Below are 16,548 nucleotides of genomic sequence, written 5' to 3' on the forward strand. Positions count from 1 at the left end.
ACGGCGACGGGCGCCGGCGCTACCGCTTGTATGCCGCCGGGGCCGCCAGAAAGCGGTTTACGGCTGAGAAAAACCGCTCTCTTCCGGCCTCGTTCCGGTCGAGATGGACGAAGTGCGTGGCCCCAGGGATGGTCAGCGCCCGCGCGTCGGGCGCCTCCTGCGCCAGCGCGGCGGCATCTTGCGCGCGGCTCCAGAAATCTCTCTCTGAGCGAATGACCAGCACCGGCATGGCAAGCCGCGACGCCTGCCACTGTTTTTTCCCTATCGCCAGTTCAAAACTGTCGGCCATGGCGCCGGAAGGCGCTCGGAAACCGGGGGGATCCCTGCGGTAAGCGGTGTAGTCCGAAGCCAGCGCCGCATCGGCATAAGCCTGCGCGACCCGTTCATCTCGCCAGCGCGTCTTGTCCTGCGACGGAATGCCGTCGTCCCAGGCGGGGAATAGACTGGCGCGCGTATTGACCCGATAGCCGCCGAAGCGGGATGCGTTAAAGACGCCCGGTTTTCCGGGTGTGTCGAGCGGCGATCCCAGACCGAGGGTGTCGTGGCGGCTGCTGCTGCCGTAAAGGGTGTTGTAGAGCACCAGCCGCTCGACGTGTTGCGGATATTGCGCGGCGTAGGCGCCGGCCCAGTGTCCGCCGGTCGCCCAGCCAAGGATGCTGACCTTGTCGCTTTGGCTCCACTGCATAATGGCGCTGACCGCCGCGCCGATGTCGTCGACGGCGTCGGCCGTACGCATCAGCGGCGCGCTGCGTTCCGGCGGTTCGCTCATGGCCGCCGGCCGGCTGGAAAAACCGTAGCCGCGCAGGTCCAGGAGGTAAACGCGATGGCCCGCCGCCGCCAGATCGCCGGCGAGCGACCCGCCCGGCACCGACAGATCGAAGGAGGCGACGCCCGGCACGCGGGCGCCATGCAGCAGCAGCACCGGCGCCGCGCGGCCGGCGGAGGGCGCCGCCGGTCTGATTTCTCTGATGAACAGCGTTACGCCCGGCTGCACGGAAACGTATCGATCCTGTCTGACGATCGCGGTTTCGGCCAAGGTTTCAACGCCGCCGCCGGGCGCCGTCTTTTGCCCGGTTCCCTCGGCGGACGCCAGCGGCGCCGCGGCCAGCAGCAGGCCGGCCAGTATCTTTCCATTCCAGCCCGCGCTGAAGCGTGAAGCGTCTGAATGCGTCATCGTCGTATTCTCCGAGTGAAATAAGATTTATCATCGGCACGCGACAATGATATGTCTAATACTATCTATATCGTCGGTTAATACATTAAAGGTATCGATTTATGTTAAGCCTACGCCAGCTGCGGCAGTTTTTGGCCGTTGCGGAAACGATGAACTACCGCCGGGCGGCCGAACGGCTGAATATGGCTCAGCCGCCGCTAACGGCCGCCATCCGTAATATGGAGGAGGCGCTGGGCGTGCGCCTGTTTGAGCGCGCCAATCGTATTACCGGGTTAACCGCCGCCGGGGAAGTGCTGCAAAAAGAGGCTCAGCGGACACTGGCGCAGATGGCCCGCGCCGAGGCGCTGACGCGGCGCGCGGGGCAGGGGCTGACCGGTTCGCTGCGCATTGGCTTCGTCGCCAGCGCCGTGCGCCACCGTCTGCCCGATATGGTCGCCCGCTTCAGCCGGGATCGCCCGGATATCGCGCTGGACCTGCACGAAGCGACCAGCGCGCGGCAGGTTAAAGCCCTGCTGGAAGATCGGCTCGATATCGCTATCGTCGCCTTGCCCGTGCCGGAGTATGCGGCTTCGCATCTGGCTCTGCGGACGCTGCTCTCCAGCCGGCTGGTCGCCGCCCTGCCGCGAGATCATGCGCTGGCCGAGGCGGCCGCGCTGACTATTGGCGCGCTGGCGAACGAACCCTGGGTTATGTTTCCCCAGAGCGAAGGACCGGGGCTATATCGAACCATCCATACCGCCTGCGAACGCGCGGGATTTGCCCCGCGGATAGCGCAGCAGGCGGTGCAGATGGAAACCATCGTAGGATTGGTGGCGGCGGGACTGGGCGTCGCGCTGGTGCCTGAATTTATGCAAGGCTGCGGCTGGGATAATGTCGCCTTCCGTCCGCTGACGGGACAGGGCGCGCCGCTGGCGTATGAGGTGGCTTTCGCATGGCGCAAACAGAACGACGCGCCGGAGCTGGCCGCGTTTATCGCTTATTGATACGGCGGCTCGCGCGACCTCCCGCAGCTCGAATTATTTAGGGGCTATGCGCGAACGGCGATACCCCTTGGCCGCGCGGAAATCTTCCCGGCTTGATTTATCAGCGGGCCAGCGCGCTCATCGCGGTAATAATCGGGCCGCCGACGGTGCGTTTTAGCGCGCCGATGGCCAGCCCCTTCAGCAGCGTTTTCGCGCCCCGGCGGATAGTGCTGTCGATGTAATCCCGGTCTGTGGACGCGTTCAGCCAGCCGAGCCGTTCAAATTTTTCCAGCAGCTCCGCGACGGCGACTTTCCGACTGTCGAAACAGATGGCGACGGAGCCGGCGTAGATGCGATGGGTGACCTCTTGCACGCCATCCTGCCGGCTCAGCTCCTTAACCACCCGCTCCACCTGTTTGGGATTGCGCTGTATGTAGTCGGAGCGAACGCGAATACGATTCCGGGTCTGGTGTAGGTAGGGTTTCATGGCGACCTCTGATATGCGAATATACCCGTCATACTTTAAGTTGCATGCGTGTTGGCTTTGTTACTCGCTCCATCCATGGAGCTCGCCCCGTTGGGGCCGCCGTAAGCGGCGTTCAAATCTGCTCTTGGCAGATTTGTCGCTCACCCCAGTCGCCTACTGCTGTAAGCTCTTGGGGATTAATGAGAGACATCCTGCCTCTCACCGCAGGCCAGCCTTTGGCTGGTCAAATTCGCTCCTGACGAATTTGTCACTGCGTCGCCGCGTTATTCGGCCTGATGGCCTCACCCCTTCGGGGTCAGCGCAAGCGCTGTTCAAAAACGCTTTGGCATTTTTGTCCTGCAACTCGAATTATTTAGGGTATAGCGATTTATATGCAAAAAGCAATGCGAATAATTTACGTTACCACTATTGGCTTGTCCACCCGCTGACGCTTAATCCGGCGTTTTTATCACGGGTTTCCTACCCGCCGTCACCCTCCGGGCCGTCCCGCCGCGGGCCGAGCATATTCAAAGAAGTCTCGATGGGGAATTGCGCCCGGCGGCGCGACCGGTTACGCGGAAAGCGCGCGCGCCAGCACGTCGAAAATCCGAGCGTCAGTGGATTGCGCGACGTTGAAGCGCAAGAAGTCGCCGGCGCTTAATGACTGGCTGAACGCGTTGCCCGGCGCCAGCACCACGCCGTCTTTCAGGCAGGCGCGCGCAACGGCGGCGGCATCTACGCCTTCCGGCAGCCGGCACCAAAGGTATATGCCCGCCTGGGGCACCAGCCAAGGTTTAATGCCGAGCGCTTCAAGCCGGGCGATGGTCTGCGCCATTTCCGCAGCCAGCCGCAGCCGCACCGTCTCCATATGCTTGCGGTAGCCGCTGTCGGTCAGTGCCATCAGCGCGACATCGGCGGCCAAGCGTCCGCCCCCGAAGGCGGTGGCGATTTTCAGATCGGCAAGGTTTTCGATCCAATCCTTTCGCGCCGCGATATAGCCGCAGCGCAGCGACGCGGAGATGGTCTTGGAAAAGCTGCCAATCTGGATCACCCGCGACAGGCCGTCGAAGGCCGCCAGCCTCGGCGCCGGACTCACCTCGAAGTCCGCCCAAATATCATCCTCGACAATCACCAGATCGGAGCCGTCGGCCAGCTTCAGAAGCCGGTGCGCCGTCACGGGAGAAAGCGTCGCGCCCGTTGGGTTGTGGATGCCTGAATTGGTGATGTAGAGCCGGGGAGCGTACTGCTGCAACGCCGCCGCGAAGCGCTCGACATCCGGCCCGTTCGGCGTATAGGGCACCCCCACGGCCTGTACGCGATGCGCCTTGAGCAAGGCGTGGAAATTGAAATAGCAAGGATCGTCCACCAGCACGGTGTCGCCCGGCTCCAGCAGGAAGCGGCAAATCAGATCGATCGCCTGGGTTCCCGATTCGGTGAGCATGATCTGTTCGGGGAAGGCCTCGACGCCCGCGCCGGCCAGCCGCCGCGCAAGAAACTGGCGCAGCGCCGGGTGGCCTAGCGGCGTGGCGTATTCGGTCAGCGCCGTGGTATCGGCCCGCGCCAGCGCGCGCAGGGCGCGGCGCACCCCGGTTTCATACAGCCACGCGGCGGGTAGCCAGCCGCATCCCGGCTTGAGGACGGCGGCGTCGGTTTCCAGCGACTGACGCGACACCCACAGCGGATCGACCTCTCGGTCGAGCCGGGGGCCGAACTGAGTGAGCGCGAGCGGCGCGACCGGGCCGGCCACATAGAACCCCGATCCTGGACGCGCAGCAATAACGCCCTCGGCCGTCAGCCGTTCATAGGCCTCCACCACGGTCGAAACCGAAAGCCGCATGGCCTGCGCCTGCGCGCGCACGGAGGGCAGCCGCGTCCCCGGTAGATAGGTGCGCGAGGCAATCTTCGATTGAATTTCCGTCATTACCGCTTCTATCCGCGTGCCGCTTCGCGCCATTTTTTCCTCAACCGTACTGGATTTATATGCATAACAGTTCTTTTTAATTGTATTGGATTGTGCCTGGCTTGACCAGACGCGTCGGTGCTCTACTGAAACCAATCAACCAAGGAGTTACCGATGGAAAAAACAACAAGCGGCTGGATTAACGGGTTTATCGGCGTAGCGATTTTTGCGGGATCGCTGCCGGCAACCCGCGTGGCCGTCGCCGATCTCGCCCCGACGTTTCTGACCAGCGCCCGCGCAGCCATAGCCGCCGTGCTGGGCCTGGCGCTGCTTCTGCTGCTGCGGCAGCCCCGGCCGAAGGCCGCCGACGCGCCATCTCTGGCGTTGAGCGCGCTGGGCTGCGTGGTCGGCTTCCCGCTGCTGACCGCCCTGGCGCTGCAACACGTTACGTCCGCCCATTCGATCGTTTTCCTCGGGCTGCTGCCGCTGTGTACGGCGATCTTCGCGGTGATTCGCGGCGGCGAGCGCCCGCGCCCGCTCTTTTGGCTGTTCTCTATCGTCGGCGCCGTCTTTGTTGTCGGCTATGCGCTGATGGGAAACGGCGAGGCTTCGCTGAAAGGCGAGCTGCTGATGCTGGCGGCCGTTGTCGTATGCGGCCTGGGCTATGCGGAAGGCGCGCGCCTCTCTCGCAGGCTGGGAGGCTGGCAGGTCATTAGCTGGTCGCTGGTGCTGTCGCTGCCCATCATGCTGCCGATCGCGCCGTTGACTCTGCCCGCTTCGTTCGACCATGTGGGCGCGCCGGCGTGGATTGGCCTCGCCTACGTCTCATTGTTCAGCATGTTGCTCGGCTTCGTGTTCTGGTATCGCGGTCTGGCGCAGGGCGGCATTGCGGCAGTCGGGCAGCTTCAGTTATTCCAGCCTTTCATGGGACTTGCTCTGGCCGCGCTGCTGCTGCACGAAAAGGTGAGCTGGACGATGCTGGCGGTGACGGTAGCCGCGGTCGCGTGCGTCGCGGGGGCGAAGAAATACGCCTGATTAGCCGCCATATCTTATCGCGCGGCGTTGCGCGGCATCCTTGCCGGCCGCTGTTCCATAATCGCGTTCCGCGCCTCATTCGCCGCCCCCGTCAAGGCGGGCGCGTCAAATCGCATCCCACGGCGCTTGCCGCCAGCGCTCCAGCAGGAAATCGCTGAACGCCGTCAGCCGGCGCGGCACGGGTTCGCGCCGCGCCCGCACGATGCTGATCTTCGAAGGCGCGCCCTCCCACTCCGGCAACACGCGCACCAGCCGCCCGTCGCGCAGTTCCTCGTAGATGTCCCAGGTTTCGCGCAGCGATATACCCAGCCCGGCCAGGCACCATGCGTGCAGCACGTCGCCGCTATCGCTGCATAACGTGCCGCTGACCGTAACGGATTGCTCCCGGCGCCCCCTGCGCAGCGGCCAGGCGTTTTGCCGTAGGCCGGGATAGGCGAACACCAGGCAGTTGTGCCGCGCCAGATCCTCCGGCTGTTCGGGATTCCCCTGCGCTTTCAGGTAGGCGGGCGAGGCCGCCAGAATGCGCCGGTTGTCGGCGACCCGTCGCGCCACCAGTCGCGAGTCGGCCAACTCGCCCATACGAATCGCCAAGTCCAGATCGCCGCTATACAGATCCTGTACCCGATCGGACAGACGCAGGTCGAAGCCGATCTGGGGGTGTCGGCGGCAAAAATCATTAATCGCCGGAGCCACGAACTTGCGGCCAAACGGCGCGGGCGCCGTCAGGCGAATGGCGCCGCTCAGTTCCCGGCTGCCGCCGGCCGCCAGTTCCTGCAGCTCTTCCAGCGCCGCCAGCGCGACTCGCGCCCGTTCGGCGATGGCGCGGCCCTCATCGGTGATACGCAGATTGCGGGTGTTACGCTCGAACAGCGTAGCGCCCAGCGCCTGTTCCAGCCGGGCTATCTGCTTGCTCACGGTCTTGGGCGCCAGGTGCAGATCGCGCGCGGCGGCGGAGAAGCTCTGGCGCTTCGCCACATGCACGAAGACCGTCAGGTCATCCAGATTACGCAGGGTCATTTGGGTTATTCCGTAGAAAGTGTTTGTCTATTTAGGTCATTTAAAGGATATATCAAGCCCGTCAGAATGAAACGCTCTCTATTCCGCCTGTCGCCGCCGTCGATCCATCTGGATGATTTTCTCGGCGGCGCGTCTCATTCTTAGGAGTTTGCGATGATGCAACGTATTCTTTTCGTCCTCACCAGCCATGACCGCCAAGGGCCGGCCGGCGCTGACGCCGCGCCGAGCGGTTTTTATCTCTCCGAGGTCGCTCACCCGCACAAAGTCTTGAGCGATGCCGGCTACGCCGTCGATTTCGTCAGTCCCAAGGGCGGCAAGACGCATGTCGACGGCCTTGACCTGGACGATCCGGTCAATGCCGCATTCTGGAACGATACAACGCTGCGCGCCGCGACCGAAGCCACGCTAGCGCCGTCCCAGGTTGATGCCGGCGCCTATGCCGCAATGTTCTACGCCGGCGGCCATGCGGCGATGTGGGACTTCCCGCACAGTGCCGAGCTGGCGGCCATCGCGGTACGCATCTACGAGCGCGGCGGCGTGGTCGCGGCAGTCTGTCACGGTCCGGCCGGGCTGGTGAACCTCAGGCTGTCCGATGGCCGCTATCTGGTCGACGGCAAAGACGTGTCGGCCTTCACCAACGATGAGGAGCGCGCGGTCGGCCTGTACGACACCGTACCGTTCCTGCTGGCGGACGCATTGCGAAAGCGCGGCGCCCGGCACCTTGCCGCGCCGAACTTCCAGGCGCGGGTGGTGGTGAGCGAACGTCTGCTGACGGGCCAGAACCCGGCATCGGCCAAGGGCGTGGCTGAAGCGATGCTGCCGCTGCTGACGGCGGAGAAGAAGGGGTGAGCTATGAATGAGCGCATGCCTTCGGTTATCTATGTCTTCGCGTTCTGCGCCTTCGCGCTGGGTTTCACCGAGTTCGTCACCATCGGTCTGGTGTCCACGATTTCCGCCGGCCTGCATGCCAGCGTCAGCCAGGTGGGAACGGCGGTGACGGCCTATGCGCTGGGCGCGGCGATCGGCGCGCCGGGTCTGACGGCGCTGGCCGCGCGCTGGCCGCGCAAGCGCTTGCTGCTGCTGGCGATGGGGCTGTTCACGTTGGGCAATACGGCGGTCAGCCTATCCGATGCGCTGATGTCGATGCTAGCGGCCCGCTTTGTCTCGGGGCTGGGGCACGGCGTGTTCCTGGCCGTATCGTCCAGCGTTGCCGCGCAGCTGGCGGGGCGGCATCGGTCCGGCGCGGCGGTGGCCGTGGTATTCGGCGGGCTCACGCTGGCGCTGGCGCTGGGCGTGCCGCTCGGCACCTACCTGGGCGGCGTTTTGCGCTGGCAGGTCATCTTCCTGGCGGTGGCGGCGTGCGGGGCCGGCGGTTTTCTGGGGTTGCTGGTCATGATGCCGAGGGATCGCAACGATGCCTCGGCGCAGGCCAGGGCGATGGACGGCCTGAAAGCCCTGTGCAATTCGTCTTTGCTGGCCGCGGCGGGCATTACCGTGCTGGCCTATGCGGGATCGTTCGCGCTCTACACTTATATTTCGCCCATTCTGCTGCGGGTGACGAGCGTCAGCGAGAGCACGGCCAGCCTGCTGATGCTGGGCTATGGCGCGATGGCGGCCATCGGCAATGCGTGGGGCGGACGATTGACCGATCGCAAGGGGGCGGATGCGGCCGTAATGATCGCGCTGGTCGGCCTGGCGGCCGTGCTGCTGGCGATCTGGCCGTCGGCGCGATCCCTGCCGCTGATGGCGTTGCTGACCGGTCTGCTGGGCGCGCTGACCTATGCGGTGGTGCCGGCTTTGCAGGCGCGGGTCATTGGGCTGTCGCATGTTCATGCGCCGCAGGCGCCGGAGGTGGCGGCCGGCCTGAACATCGCCGGATTTAATGGCGGCATCGCGCTGGGTTCGCTGCTGGGCGGAGCCGGTTTGGAGACGATAGGATTGACCAGTACGGCATGGGTCGGCGCCCTTGCCGTGTGCCTGGGGATCGTCTGGATGCGCTGGCAAATGCGGCGTCCGGCCTTCCTGATCGCGCGGCTTTAAACATGGGCGAATTATGGAGCTTCGGCATTTGCGCTGTTTTCCCGCTGTTGCCGAAAGACGCTCCCTCGTCCGTGCGGCGCCCCGTGGGTTTTCGGCATCCTCGGGCATAAGGCGTCCCTACGGGCTGAGGGATCCCTACACATTCGGGGGAAGAATTTCTGTCAGCGCGGTGGGCGCGCCAGCCGGCATAAATTTCCACATTCCCTTGCAAAAACGCGTGGTTTTTTTCTTGCGGAAGTTTTTTATGGCGGGCGTCCTGCCCGCCCCCTTCGGGCCGTCGCAAGCGACGTTAAAAAACGCTCCCGGCGTTTTTTTATGTTTCGGTCAACAAAAACCGGAGCCACTTGATAAACCGCAAAGAATCCCCCCTCCATCGGCTGATAATGATAGCAGTTGTTTTTTTACGCTTGTCCGCTTGATTCCGGGCAGGTTTTGATGTCCGCCACGTTTGCAGATGTAGGAAGCAGTATGGAGTCAGAAGAGTTAAGCGGGCTGATGATGTTACGCCGTTTCGTGACGGTGGAACACCATATACCGGGACGTATGCGTTTACGCTTCACCAATCGGCTGATCCCCACTCTTGGCAAGGGAAAGCTGGAAAAACTAGCGGCGTTATGCCGCCCGGACGGCGTACTGCGCAGCTATCGCCTCAATACCCAGACCGGAAGTTTGCTGCTGGAATATGACGCCGGACAAATCGATCCGGCGGTATTGACGCGGCTTTTCAGCGCGGATGATGCAGCGGCCCGGCAAGCGCTGGAACAGCTGATTCAGTCGCTCGCGCCGTCATCCTAATCATTAAGGAATTACATATGAGCAATGATAATAGCAATCCTGCCAATCAAGGGGGGGCCTATTACCCGCCGTTCGGCTATCCTTATTATCCGCCCGTCGCTCCCGCCGCGGAGGCCGCCGCGCCGCCTCAACAGCCGCCGATGTATTGGCCGCAGCCGCCCGTGTGGTACCCGCCGCATATGATGCCGGGATTCCCGCCGATGGGATATCCGCTGCCGCCTCAACCGGGCATGCCGCCGCAGGCCATGACGCCGCCGCAACACTCGCACCATCATCAACACCATGCCCAGCCGGCGTTTGACTGGAACAATCAGGCGCAGAATATGGTGGAAAATATGATGGGCGAACAGGCCGGGATCCTGAAAAGCATTATCGGCACCATCGGTATGGACGATAAAGAGTTCTGGAAAGGGGCGATGATCGGCGCCGCGGCCACGCTGCTGCTCACCAATGAAAGCGTGCGCAATATGCTGCTGCAAACCGTCGCCAGCACCGGCGATTTACTCAAAACCGGCGGCGCGAAGGTGAAAGACGGGGTGAAAAGCGGCGCGGAAACGCTGAAAGAGACCGCCGCGACCGGCTCAACGATTTTTCGCGATACGCTGAAAGCAGGGAAAGAGGGCTTCAACGAGTCGGTGGAGCGTCATCGCCAGCAGGCGCAGCCCGCCGCCGAGCCAGCCAGCGAGGAGCCGCGGAATGAGCAACAATCGTGATCGCCTCAGCCCGGTAAGCCGGGCCGTCATCGCCGGGGCGCTGGTCGGCACCACGGCGTCCTGCGTTGAACAGTGGCGGCGCTACCAGGACGGCGAGAAAACCCTGCATCAGACCGCGGCCGCCGTAGTGCGCGATGCGGCGAAAGGGGGGCTCGTGGGGGGCGCGGTGATGGCCGTCGCGGACGCCACCGCCGGCCGGCCGGTCTTGACGTTGCTGACGTTGCTGAGCGCCGGCGCCGCCGGCATCTACCTGATGGACGCCATCAGTAAAAAGGACGTAGATAATGAAACAGCCTGATTATCCTTATGCGTACTATCCGTACTACACGCCTTATCCTCCCGCCCAACCGCAGCCGCAGACGCCTTATCGTCAGGCGAACGGCAGCGCGCACCTGATTACCGGCGTGGTCGCCGGCGCCGCGCTAGCCTATCTGTTGAGCAACCGCGAAGTGCAGCGGGGCATCACGACGACGGCCAGCAAAGCATGGGGCACGGTGCGCGGCGAAGTGGAAGAGTTGAAGGAACGGTTGGCCGACTTACAGGCTGAACTTGAGTACTACCGCAACCGTGAACAGGATGCCGAGTGATCGCTAATTTGCCTGATGCCGTTACGCGGGTGCATCAATTGCCGGGACGGGTGCGGCTGCGTATTCCGCAGATGCGCCGCTACCCGGAAAGTCTGGCCTGGCTGAAACGGCGGCTGCTCTCCTTCAGCGGGGTGAACGGAGTGCGTCTGCGTCCTGAAGCCTGTTCCGCGGTCATTACCTACGACTGCGGGCAGACCAACGGCGAAACGCTGTGGCAAAAGGCGCTGGCGCTGGACTGGCGGGAGAGCGCTTCGGGCGACTATGAGGCGGAATACAGCGGCAGCGACAATCTGCTCAATCTGGGGGGCATCGCCCTGACGCAGCTGCTGCCGCGGCGCTGGGCCGCGCTGCCGGCCCTGTTGCTCACCGCCCCCACGCTGGCCGAAGGCGCGAAAAGCGTGGCCCACGGTCAGCTGAAGGTGGAAGTGCTGGACGCTATGGCGCTGGGGCTATCGATGGCGCGGGGCGATCACCGCACGGCGATGATCACGCAGTCGCTGTTGACGCTGGGCGAGTATCTGGAACAGGAAACCAGCCGTCATTCCGACGCGCTTTTGGCCGACCTGATGCAGCCCCGGGAACACCCGGTCTGGGTCGAACGGCAAGGCCGGCGTGAGGAAATCCAAAGCGGCGAGCTGGTCAACGGCGATCTGATGCTGCTGGGGCCGGGCGACAATATTCCCGCCGACGGCGCGGTTGTCCGCGGCGTGGGGCTGATCAACCAGTCCTCGATGACCGGCGAGGGCGTGCCGGTACGCCGGGAGCGCGGCGCCTGGGTCTACGCCGGCACGCAGGTGCAGGACGGCAATATCGTCGTCCGGGCCGAACGGGTCGGCGATGAGTCTTCCACGGCCAATATCCGGCGCTTTATCAGCGAGTCGTTGAGCCAGCGCAGCGAAACCCAGCGGGTGACGCAGCAAATGGCCGACCGGCGCGTCGCCATCACCATGGGCGTGGGCGCGGCGGTTTTCGCCCTGACCCGCGACTGGCAGCGCCTGGCCGCCGTATTCCTGGTGGACTACTCCTGCGCGCTGAAGCTGAGCACGCCGATTGCCTTTAAATCGATCATGAGCCGCGCGGCCCGTCAGGGGCTGTTGCTGAAGGGCGGCCGGGCGATCGAGCAGTTGGCCGCGGTCGATACCGTGGTGTTTGATAAAACCGGCACGCTGACGTATGGCGATATGCTGGTGACCGATGTCGTCAGTTTCGATCCGCAAAGGGCTTGGGCCGAGCGCTTGCTGGCCATTGCCGCCTCGGTTGAGGAGCACAGCAACCACCCGCTGGCGAAAGCGGTGGTCGCGGCGGCGGCGCACCATGAGTTGCCGCATATTAATCATGGCGAAGTGGAGTATGTCATCGCCCACGGTCTGCTGTCCGAGCTGGACGAACACCGGATGGTGGTGGGGAGCCGTCATTTTCTGAGTTGTCATTATGATATTGATTTTTCAGAGTTTGAAGATGAAATCAACCGGTTGGAATCGCTGGGGCGTCATCTGTTGTTCATCGGTTTGAACGAGCGGCTGGTCGGCATGATCGGCCTGCAGGATAATGTGCGGGCGGAGGCGGCCGGGGTGATCCGGCGGCTGCGCGAACTCGGCGTGAGAAACGTCGTTCTGCTGACCGGGGATAAGACCGAAAAGGCGCGGCAGCTGGCGCAGGAATTGTCCATCGACGGCTTCTTCGCCCAGGCGACGCCGGAAAGCAAGGTTGATGTGGTGCGCGATCTGCAACGGCAAGGGCGGCGCGTGTTGTTTATCGGCGACGGCATCAATGATGCGCCGGTGCTGACTCAGGCCGATGTCGGTATGGCGATGAATCAAAGTACCGAACTGGCGCAGCAGGCCGCCGATGCCGTACTGTTGCAGGATAACCTCGACGGCGCGGCGACCGCCTGTGAACTGGCTCAGGAGGCCATGCGTCTGGTTAACAGCAACATCAAGCTGACGGAGTGGGTCAACAGCTCGATTATGCTGGCGGCCGCCATGGGCTGGCTGAAGCCGACGGCCAGCGCGCTGCTGCACAACGGCACCACGCTGGGGGTGTTACTGCGTTCGCTGGCGGCCAAAAACCGCAGGTGACGGATGAACCCGCGCGCTCGGCGCTGACTGCGGACGCGAATCGTCATAACGGCGGGAAAACGGTACGGCTCCGCGCTTTCTCGCGCGATGCGCCGCAATAGCGTTTCGGCGGCCGATGCCCCTGCTCATACATACGGGCGCCGATGCTGGCGAGCCGTGCAAGAAACTTGTTTTTGGTCGCCGTCGAGGGCGTGCTGAAGAACGATAAAATGCTTGCCGACGGCAATTACTACAATACCCTGGTTATGGGGCGCTGGCATGACGGGGTAAAAGAGTCGCGCCGTCAAAAGGCCCGGTGTGAATAACGAAACCGGGCCTGCAGTACGATTATTAATGCTTAACCAATGTCGCGAAGTAGTAAATCAGCGGCACGGCCATGATCCACAGCCCGATAGGGATTTCCCGCCATTTGCCGGCGATGGCCTTGATCAGAATATAGAACAGCAGGCCGCCCGCGATCCCGGTTCCGAAGCTGTTGGCGATCAGGGTAATCATCACCATCATCAGCACCGGTAATCCATCGGTAAAATTCCCCAGGTCGACTTTCCGCAAGCCGCTGAACATATTCAGACCAATCAGAATCAGCGCCGGCGCCGTGGCCTCTTTGGGGATCATCAGCGCTATCGGGGTGAACAACAGCATCAGCAGAAACATGACGGCGGCGGCCAGCGCGGTCATGCCGGTCTTGCCGCCGGCCTCGGCGGCGGCGGAGGACTCAATCAGCGCCGTCGCGGCGGGAATGCCGACCCAAGGACCCAGCGCGGCGGCGATGGAATCCACCATAAATGGCCGGTTGATCAGCGGCATATTGCCCTCTTCGTCCAGCAGACCGGCTTCGCCGCCCACCGCCAGCGTGGTGCCCATGGTGGAAAAAAACTCCGAGGCGAAAAAGACGAACAGAAAAGGCAGGAAAGCTATGTTCAGCGCGCCCAGCATGTCGATATGGCCGAGAACCGGCGTCAACGAGTGGGGCAGGGCGATAAAACTTGCCGGCAGCCTGGTGACGCCCGCCGGTATGCCCACCAGCGTGGCGAACAGAATGGCCCACAGGATGGCGCCCGGTATCCGCCGTGCCTGGAGCGCTATCGCCAGAAACAGTCCGCATAACGCCACCAGCGCGCCCGGTGAAAGAAAGTCGCCCAGCATCAGCGCGTTGGTTTTGGCGTTGGCCAGCACCAAATCGGCGTTGCGAAAGCCGAGGACGGCGACAAACAGGCCGATGGAAGCGGTTAAGCCCAGCTTAATGGCTTGCGGCACGGAGCGCGTGACCACTTCACGCAGGCCGAATTTCGTCAGCAGGAAGAATAGAATTCCGGACCAGCAGGCAATGCCGAGGCCAATTTGCCAGCCGATGCCTTCACTGCCCGCCAGCGTTACGCCCACCAGCACCGAACCGCCGATTCCCGGTCCCACGATAAATGGCAGGTTGGCGTAAAACGCCATCAGCAGCGTGCCGGCGACGAAGACCAGAATAGTGCCGGTGGTGGCCGCGCCTTTATCCATGCCGCCGACGGCCAGCAGCCCCGGAATCACCACCAGTAAATAGGCGGCGGCGAGAAACCCCGTGACGCCGGCCAGACATTCCGTTTTGGCCGTGCCGCCCCTTGAGTACAATGCGAAACGTCTTTCCAACCAGTTCCCTGATGCTGGCGTGTGAACGGTATTTTCGGCCATTATCCGGCTCTCCTGTCGCTATATTATACTGGTCATACTTCAAGCTGCATGTGCGTTGGCTTTGTTACTCGGCCCATTCATAGGCCTCGCCCCGTTGGGGCCGCCGCCAGCGGCGTTCAAATCTGCTTCCGGCAGATTTGTCGCTCACCCCGGTCGCTTACTTCGGTAAGCCCATGGGGATGAATGAGAGACATCCTGTCTCCCACCGCCGGCCAGCCTTTGGCTGGTCGAATTCGCCGCAGCAATGCCGCCTTTCTGCAACTCGAATTATTTAGAGTATATTGGGTATTGGGGGTTGCGAATGGTCGGGAATTTCCCGCCAGTCAATAAGCGGGTCGACAATCTGGCGCGTAGCGCCGTCCGTCAGCCCAAGATCGGTCAGATGCGGCCCCGCGTTGCAAGCCAGGCAAGTTCCCTCGATGGCCTTAAACACGCGGTAGGGCGGCTCCCAGTCGGCGATAGCGCCGCTGCGCTCGCGCAGTTGACGAAACTGGGCCGCCAGCTCCTTCGCCGGCAGTTCGGACAACATGCCGGCTATCGGCATCGCCACATGCGCGATGATCGCGCCATACTGCGCCAGCGCCATGCCGCCGCCGCCGTCAATCAGACAATTGGCCGCCAGCGCCATCTCATGAGGATCGCGTCCCAGCACCACCAGATTATGTGAATCGTGCGAGTAACTGGTGGCAATGGCGCCGCGCAGTTCGCCCCACCCCTCGAGCAAGGCCATCTGCGGCGGAGCGTCGTGGCGGCCGTGGCGATGCCGGACCCAGATCAGATTGAAACCGTCGGGCAACAGCACCTTGCCATCGCGTATTTCTACTTCTTTCTCGCCCCATTGCGTAAAGCGCGCTCCGCGGATGTGCCGCAGGCGGGCAACGCCGCGGCGCACCGCGCCGATGCGCATCATAAAATCGGTATCCGCTACCGGCGCCAGACGCAGCGTGTCGCGCGGCGGCAGCACATTCTGCGGATCGAGGACGCGAGTTAACATCACGCCGTTGTCGGCGATAAGCTTTCCGGCGACGTAAACCCGCCGCGCCTGAAGTTTTTCCAGCGAATCGAACGCCACCAGATCCGCGCGCCGCCCGGCGGCGATCAGACCGATGTCGTTGCGCCGTAGGCGAATTGCGGCATTCAGCGTGGCGAAGCGCAGCGTATCCGTCGCCGGTAACCCGTGTTCAATCAGCAGGTTGAGCAGAGCGATAATGCCGCCCTTTTCCAGCAGCACATCCGGGGGAACATCATCGGTACAGACGGTAATCTGCGACGACAGATGCGGCAACGTTTTAAGCGCCGCGACGATGTCGGGCAACAGGTAGGGATGGGAGCCGCGTATTTCAAGCGTCAACCCGGCGCGCAGTTTTTCCAGCGCGTCGTCGGCGGAGGTGAGCTCATGATCGGAGGTAACGCCCGCCGCCAGATACGCCTGCAAATCGGCGCCTTGCAGGCCGCGCGCGTGGCCCTCGATCGGTTTGCCGCTGGCCAGGCCGGCCTCGAGGATCGCCGTCATGCGCTCGTCGCCGTGCAACACGCCATGCATATCCATCACCTCCGCCACCCCGGAAATTTCCGTCCAGCCGAGCATGGTCGTCATCTCATCGCCGGAGAAGTCGGCGCCGGACATTTCCAGCCCGGGCGTCGAGGGCACGCTCGACGGCGCGGCGACCATTACCTGCAACGGCAGGTTACGGCTGGCGTCAATGGCGTAACGCACCCCTTCGACGCCCAGGACGTTGGCTAGTTCATGCGGATCCCAAAACACCGCGGTGGTGCCCTGCGCCAGGACGATTTCCGCGTAGCGCGCCGGCGGAAGGTGTGAACTTTCCAGGTGTACGTGGGTGTCCATCAAGCCCGGAGCAAGATAGGCGCCGGCAAGATCGTGGATTTCCGCGGCGTCGGCGCGGCTGCTACGCGGGTGCACGCTGGCGATCAGCTCTCCGACGATCCCGACGTCCGCATCGCGGATCTCTCCGGTCGCCATATCCACCACCCGAGCCTGGGTCAGCAGCAGATCGAAGGCGGTTTCGCCTCTGGCGGCCTGTACCGCGCGGCGGCGATTTTGTGCAGCAACGCTCATAATCAACTATCCGGCAAACATTATTAA

Annotated in this window: 16 protein-coding genes; 10 read left to right on the forward strand and 6 right to left on the reverse strand. The window is 63.2% G+C overall.

What is annotated here, in order from left to right:
• Positions 1–19 precede the first annotated feature (19 nt).
• On the reverse strand, positions 20–1,174 hold the full coding sequence (locus VSX58_RS11075; RefSeq protein WP_327618119.1) for an alpha/beta fold hydrolase: 1,155 nt from the start codon (positions 1,172–1,174) through the stop codon (positions 20–22).
• Positions 1,175–1,275: 101 nt separating this feature from the next.
• Here VSX58_RS11075 and VSX58_RS11080 point away from each other — a divergent pair, with 101 nt between their 5' ends.
• Complete coding sequence (locus VSX58_RS11080; RefSeq protein WP_327618120.1) at positions 1,276–2,157, forward strand: LysR family transcriptional regulator; 882 nt, start codon at positions 1,276–1,278, stop codon at positions 2,155–2,157.
• Positions 2,158–2,257: 100 nt separating this feature from the next.
• On the opposite strand, the gene VSX58_RS11085 is transcribed toward VSX58_RS11080, so the two are convergent.
• On the reverse strand, positions 2,258–2,623 hold the full coding sequence (locus VSX58_RS11085; protein WP_327613377.1) for an HMA2 domain-containing protein: 366 nt from the start codon (positions 2,621–2,623) through the stop codon (positions 2,258–2,260).
• Positions 2,624–3,173: 550 nt separating this feature from the next.
• A complete protein-coding gene (locus VSX58_RS11090; RefSeq protein ID WP_327618121.1) occupies positions 3,174–4,658 on the reverse strand; it encodes an aminotransferase-like domain-containing protein in 1,485 nt (494 codons plus the stop codon).
• An 18-nt stretch (positions 4,659–4,676) separates the two neighbouring features.
• Here VSX58_RS11090 and VSX58_RS11095 point away from each other — a divergent pair, with 18 nt between their 5' ends.
• On the forward strand, positions 4,677–5,537 hold the full coding sequence (locus VSX58_RS11095; RefSeq protein ID WP_327618122.1) for a DMT family transporter: 861 nt from the start codon (positions 4,677–4,679) through the stop codon (positions 5,535–5,537).
• Between the two features lie 105 nt (positions 5,538–5,642).
• Here VSX58_RS11095 and VSX58_RS11100 read toward each other — a convergent pair whose 3' ends face one another.
• Positions 5,643–6,554, reverse strand: coding sequence for a LysR family transcriptional regulator (locus tag VSX58_RS11100; RefSeq protein WP_327618124.1), 912 nt, complete (start codon positions 6,552–6,554; stop codon positions 5,643–5,645).
• 153 nt (positions 6,555–6,707) lie between these two features.
• Between VSX58_RS11100 and VSX58_RS11105 the strand changes: the two genes are divergently transcribed.
• The 8 genes from VSX58_RS11105 (at position 6,708) to VSX58_RS11140 (ending at position 13,072) form a co-directional block, all read left to right on the forward strand.
• Positions 6,708–7,403: a type 1 glutamine amidotransferase domain-containing protein gene (locus VSX58_RS11105; protein WP_327618125.1), complete on the forward strand. Its 696-nt coding sequence runs from the start codon at positions 6,708–6,710 to the stop codon at positions 7,401–7,403.
• A gap of 3 nt (positions 7,404–7,406) precedes the next feature.
• The gene (locus VSX58_RS11110; protein ID WP_327618127.1) at positions 7,407–8,594 is read left to right on the forward strand and encodes an MFS transporter; all 1,188 of its coding nucleotides are present in this window, start codon (positions 7,407–7,409) and stop codon (positions 8,592–8,594) included.
• A 468-nt stretch (positions 8,595–9,062) separates the two neighbouring features.
• Positions 9,063–9,389 carry an HMA2 domain-containing protein gene (locus VSX58_RS11115; RefSeq protein ID WP_327618128.1) on the forward strand — a complete coding sequence of 109 codons (327 nt, stop codon included), beginning with the start codon at positions 9,063–9,065 and terminating at the stop codon, positions 9,387–9,389.
• A gap of 17 nt (positions 9,390–9,406) precedes the next feature.
• On the forward strand, positions 9,407–10,102 hold the full coding sequence (locus VSX58_RS11120) for a YtxH domain-containing protein (protein WP_327618129.1): 696 nt from the start codon (positions 9,407–9,409) through the stop codon (positions 10,100–10,102).
• Complete coding sequence (locus VSX58_RS11125; RefSeq protein ID WP_327613370.1) at positions 10,086–10,400, forward strand: hypothetical protein; 315 nt, start codon at positions 10,086–10,088, stop codon at positions 10,398–10,400. Before VSX58_RS11120 ends, VSX58_RS11125 begins: the two co-directional genes overlap by 17 nt.
• Positions 10,387–10,689, forward strand: coding sequence for a YtxH domain-containing protein (locus tag VSX58_RS11130; protein ID WP_327613369.1), 303 nt, complete (start codon positions 10,387–10,389; stop codon positions 10,687–10,689). The genes VSX58_RS11125 and VSX58_RS11130 overlap by 14 nt, the downstream gene beginning before the upstream one ends.
• Positions 10,686–12,767 carry a heavy metal translocating P-type ATPase gene (locus VSX58_RS11135; protein ID WP_327618130.1) on the forward strand — a complete coding sequence of 694 codons (2,082 nt, stop codon included), beginning with the start codon at positions 10,686–10,688 and terminating at the stop codon, positions 12,765–12,767. The genes VSX58_RS11130 and VSX58_RS11135 overlap by 4 nt, the downstream gene beginning before the upstream one ends.
• Positions 12,768–12,910: 143 nt before the next feature.
• Positions 12,911–13,072, forward strand: a complete 162-nt coding sequence (locus VSX58_RS11140; protein WP_327618131.1) for a hypothetical protein — start codon at positions 12,911–12,913, stop codon at positions 13,070–13,072.
• Between the two features lie 25 nt (positions 13,073–13,097).
• Here the strand turns inward: VSX58_RS11140 and VSX58_RS11145 are convergent, their stop codons facing one another.
• Both VSX58_RS11145 and VSX58_RS11150 read right to left on the reverse strand, forming a co-directional pair.
• A complete protein-coding gene (locus tag VSX58_RS11145) occupies positions 13,098–14,441 on the reverse strand; it encodes an NCS2 family permease (protein ID WP_327618132.1) in 1,344 nt (447 codons plus the stop codon).
• A 271-nt stretch (positions 14,442–14,712) separates the two neighbouring features.
• A complete protein-coding gene (locus tag VSX58_RS11150) occupies positions 14,713–16,521 on the reverse strand; it encodes an adenine deaminase (protein ID WP_327618133.1) in 1,809 nt (602 codons plus the stop codon).
• Positions 16,522–16,548: the final 27 nt, after the last annotated feature.

This window comes from Brenneria populi, assembly GCF_036016195.1.
Taxonomy (GTDB): domain Bacteria; phylum Pseudomonadota; class Gammaproteobacteria; order Enterobacterales; family Enterobacteriaceae; genus Brenneria; species Brenneria populi.

Bases quoted from the DNA above. Each gene is read 5' to 3' on its own strand.
- VSX58_RS11100 (WP_327618124.1), bottom strand. From the start codon at position 6,554: ATGACCCTGCGTAATCTGGATGACCTGACGGTCTTCGTGCATGTGGCG.
- VSX58_RS11105 (WP_327618125.1), top strand. From the start codon at position 6,708: ATGATGCAACGTATTCTTTTCGTCCTCACCAGCCATGACCGCCAAGGG.
- VSX58_RS11095 (WP_327618122.1), top strand. From the start codon at position 4,677: ATGGAAAAAACAACAAGCGGCTGGATTAACGGGTTTATCGGCGTAGCG.
- VSX58_RS11115 (WP_327618128.1), top strand. From the start codon at position 9,063: ATGGAGTCAGAAGAGTTAAGCGGGCTGATGATGTTACGCCGTTTCGTG.
- VSX58_RS11140 (WP_327618131.1), top strand. From the start codon at position 12,911: ATGCTGGCGAGCCGTGCAAGAAACTTGTTTTTGGTCGCCGTCGAGGGC.
- VSX58_RS11085 (WP_327613377.1), bottom strand. From the start codon at position 2,623: ATGAAACCCTACCTACACCAGACCCGGAATCGTATTCGCGTTCGCTCC.
- VSX58_RS11075 (WP_327618119.1), bottom strand. From the start codon at position 1,174: ATGACGCATTCAGACGCTTCACGCTTCAGCGCGGGCTGGAATGGAAAG.
- VSX58_RS11145 (WP_327618132.1), bottom strand. From the start codon at position 14,441: ATGGCCGAAAATACCGTTCACACGCCAGCATCAGGGAACTGGTTGGAA.
- VSX58_RS11080 (WP_327618120.1), top strand. From the start codon at position 1,276: ATGTTAAGCCTACGCCAGCTGCGGCAGTTTTTGGCCGTTGCGGAAACG.
- VSX58_RS11125 (WP_327613370.1), top strand. From the start codon at position 10,086: ATGAGCAACAATCGTGATCGCCTCAGCCCGGTAAGCCGGGCCGTCATC.
- VSX58_RS11110 (WP_327618127.1), top strand. From the start codon at position 7,407: ATGAATGAGCGCATGCCTTCGGTTATCTATGTCTTCGCGTTCTGCGCC.
- VSX58_RS11120 (WP_327618129.1), top strand. From the start codon at position 9,407: ATGAGCAATGATAATAGCAATCCTGCCAATCAAGGGGGGGCCTATTAC.
- VSX58_RS11130 (WP_327613369.1), top strand. From the start codon at position 10,387: ATGAAACAGCCTGATTATCCTTATGCGTACTATCCGTACTACACGCCT.
- VSX58_RS11150 (WP_327618133.1), bottom strand. From the start codon at position 16,521: ATGAGCGTTGCTGCACAAAATCGCCGCCGCGCGGTACAGGCCGCCAGA.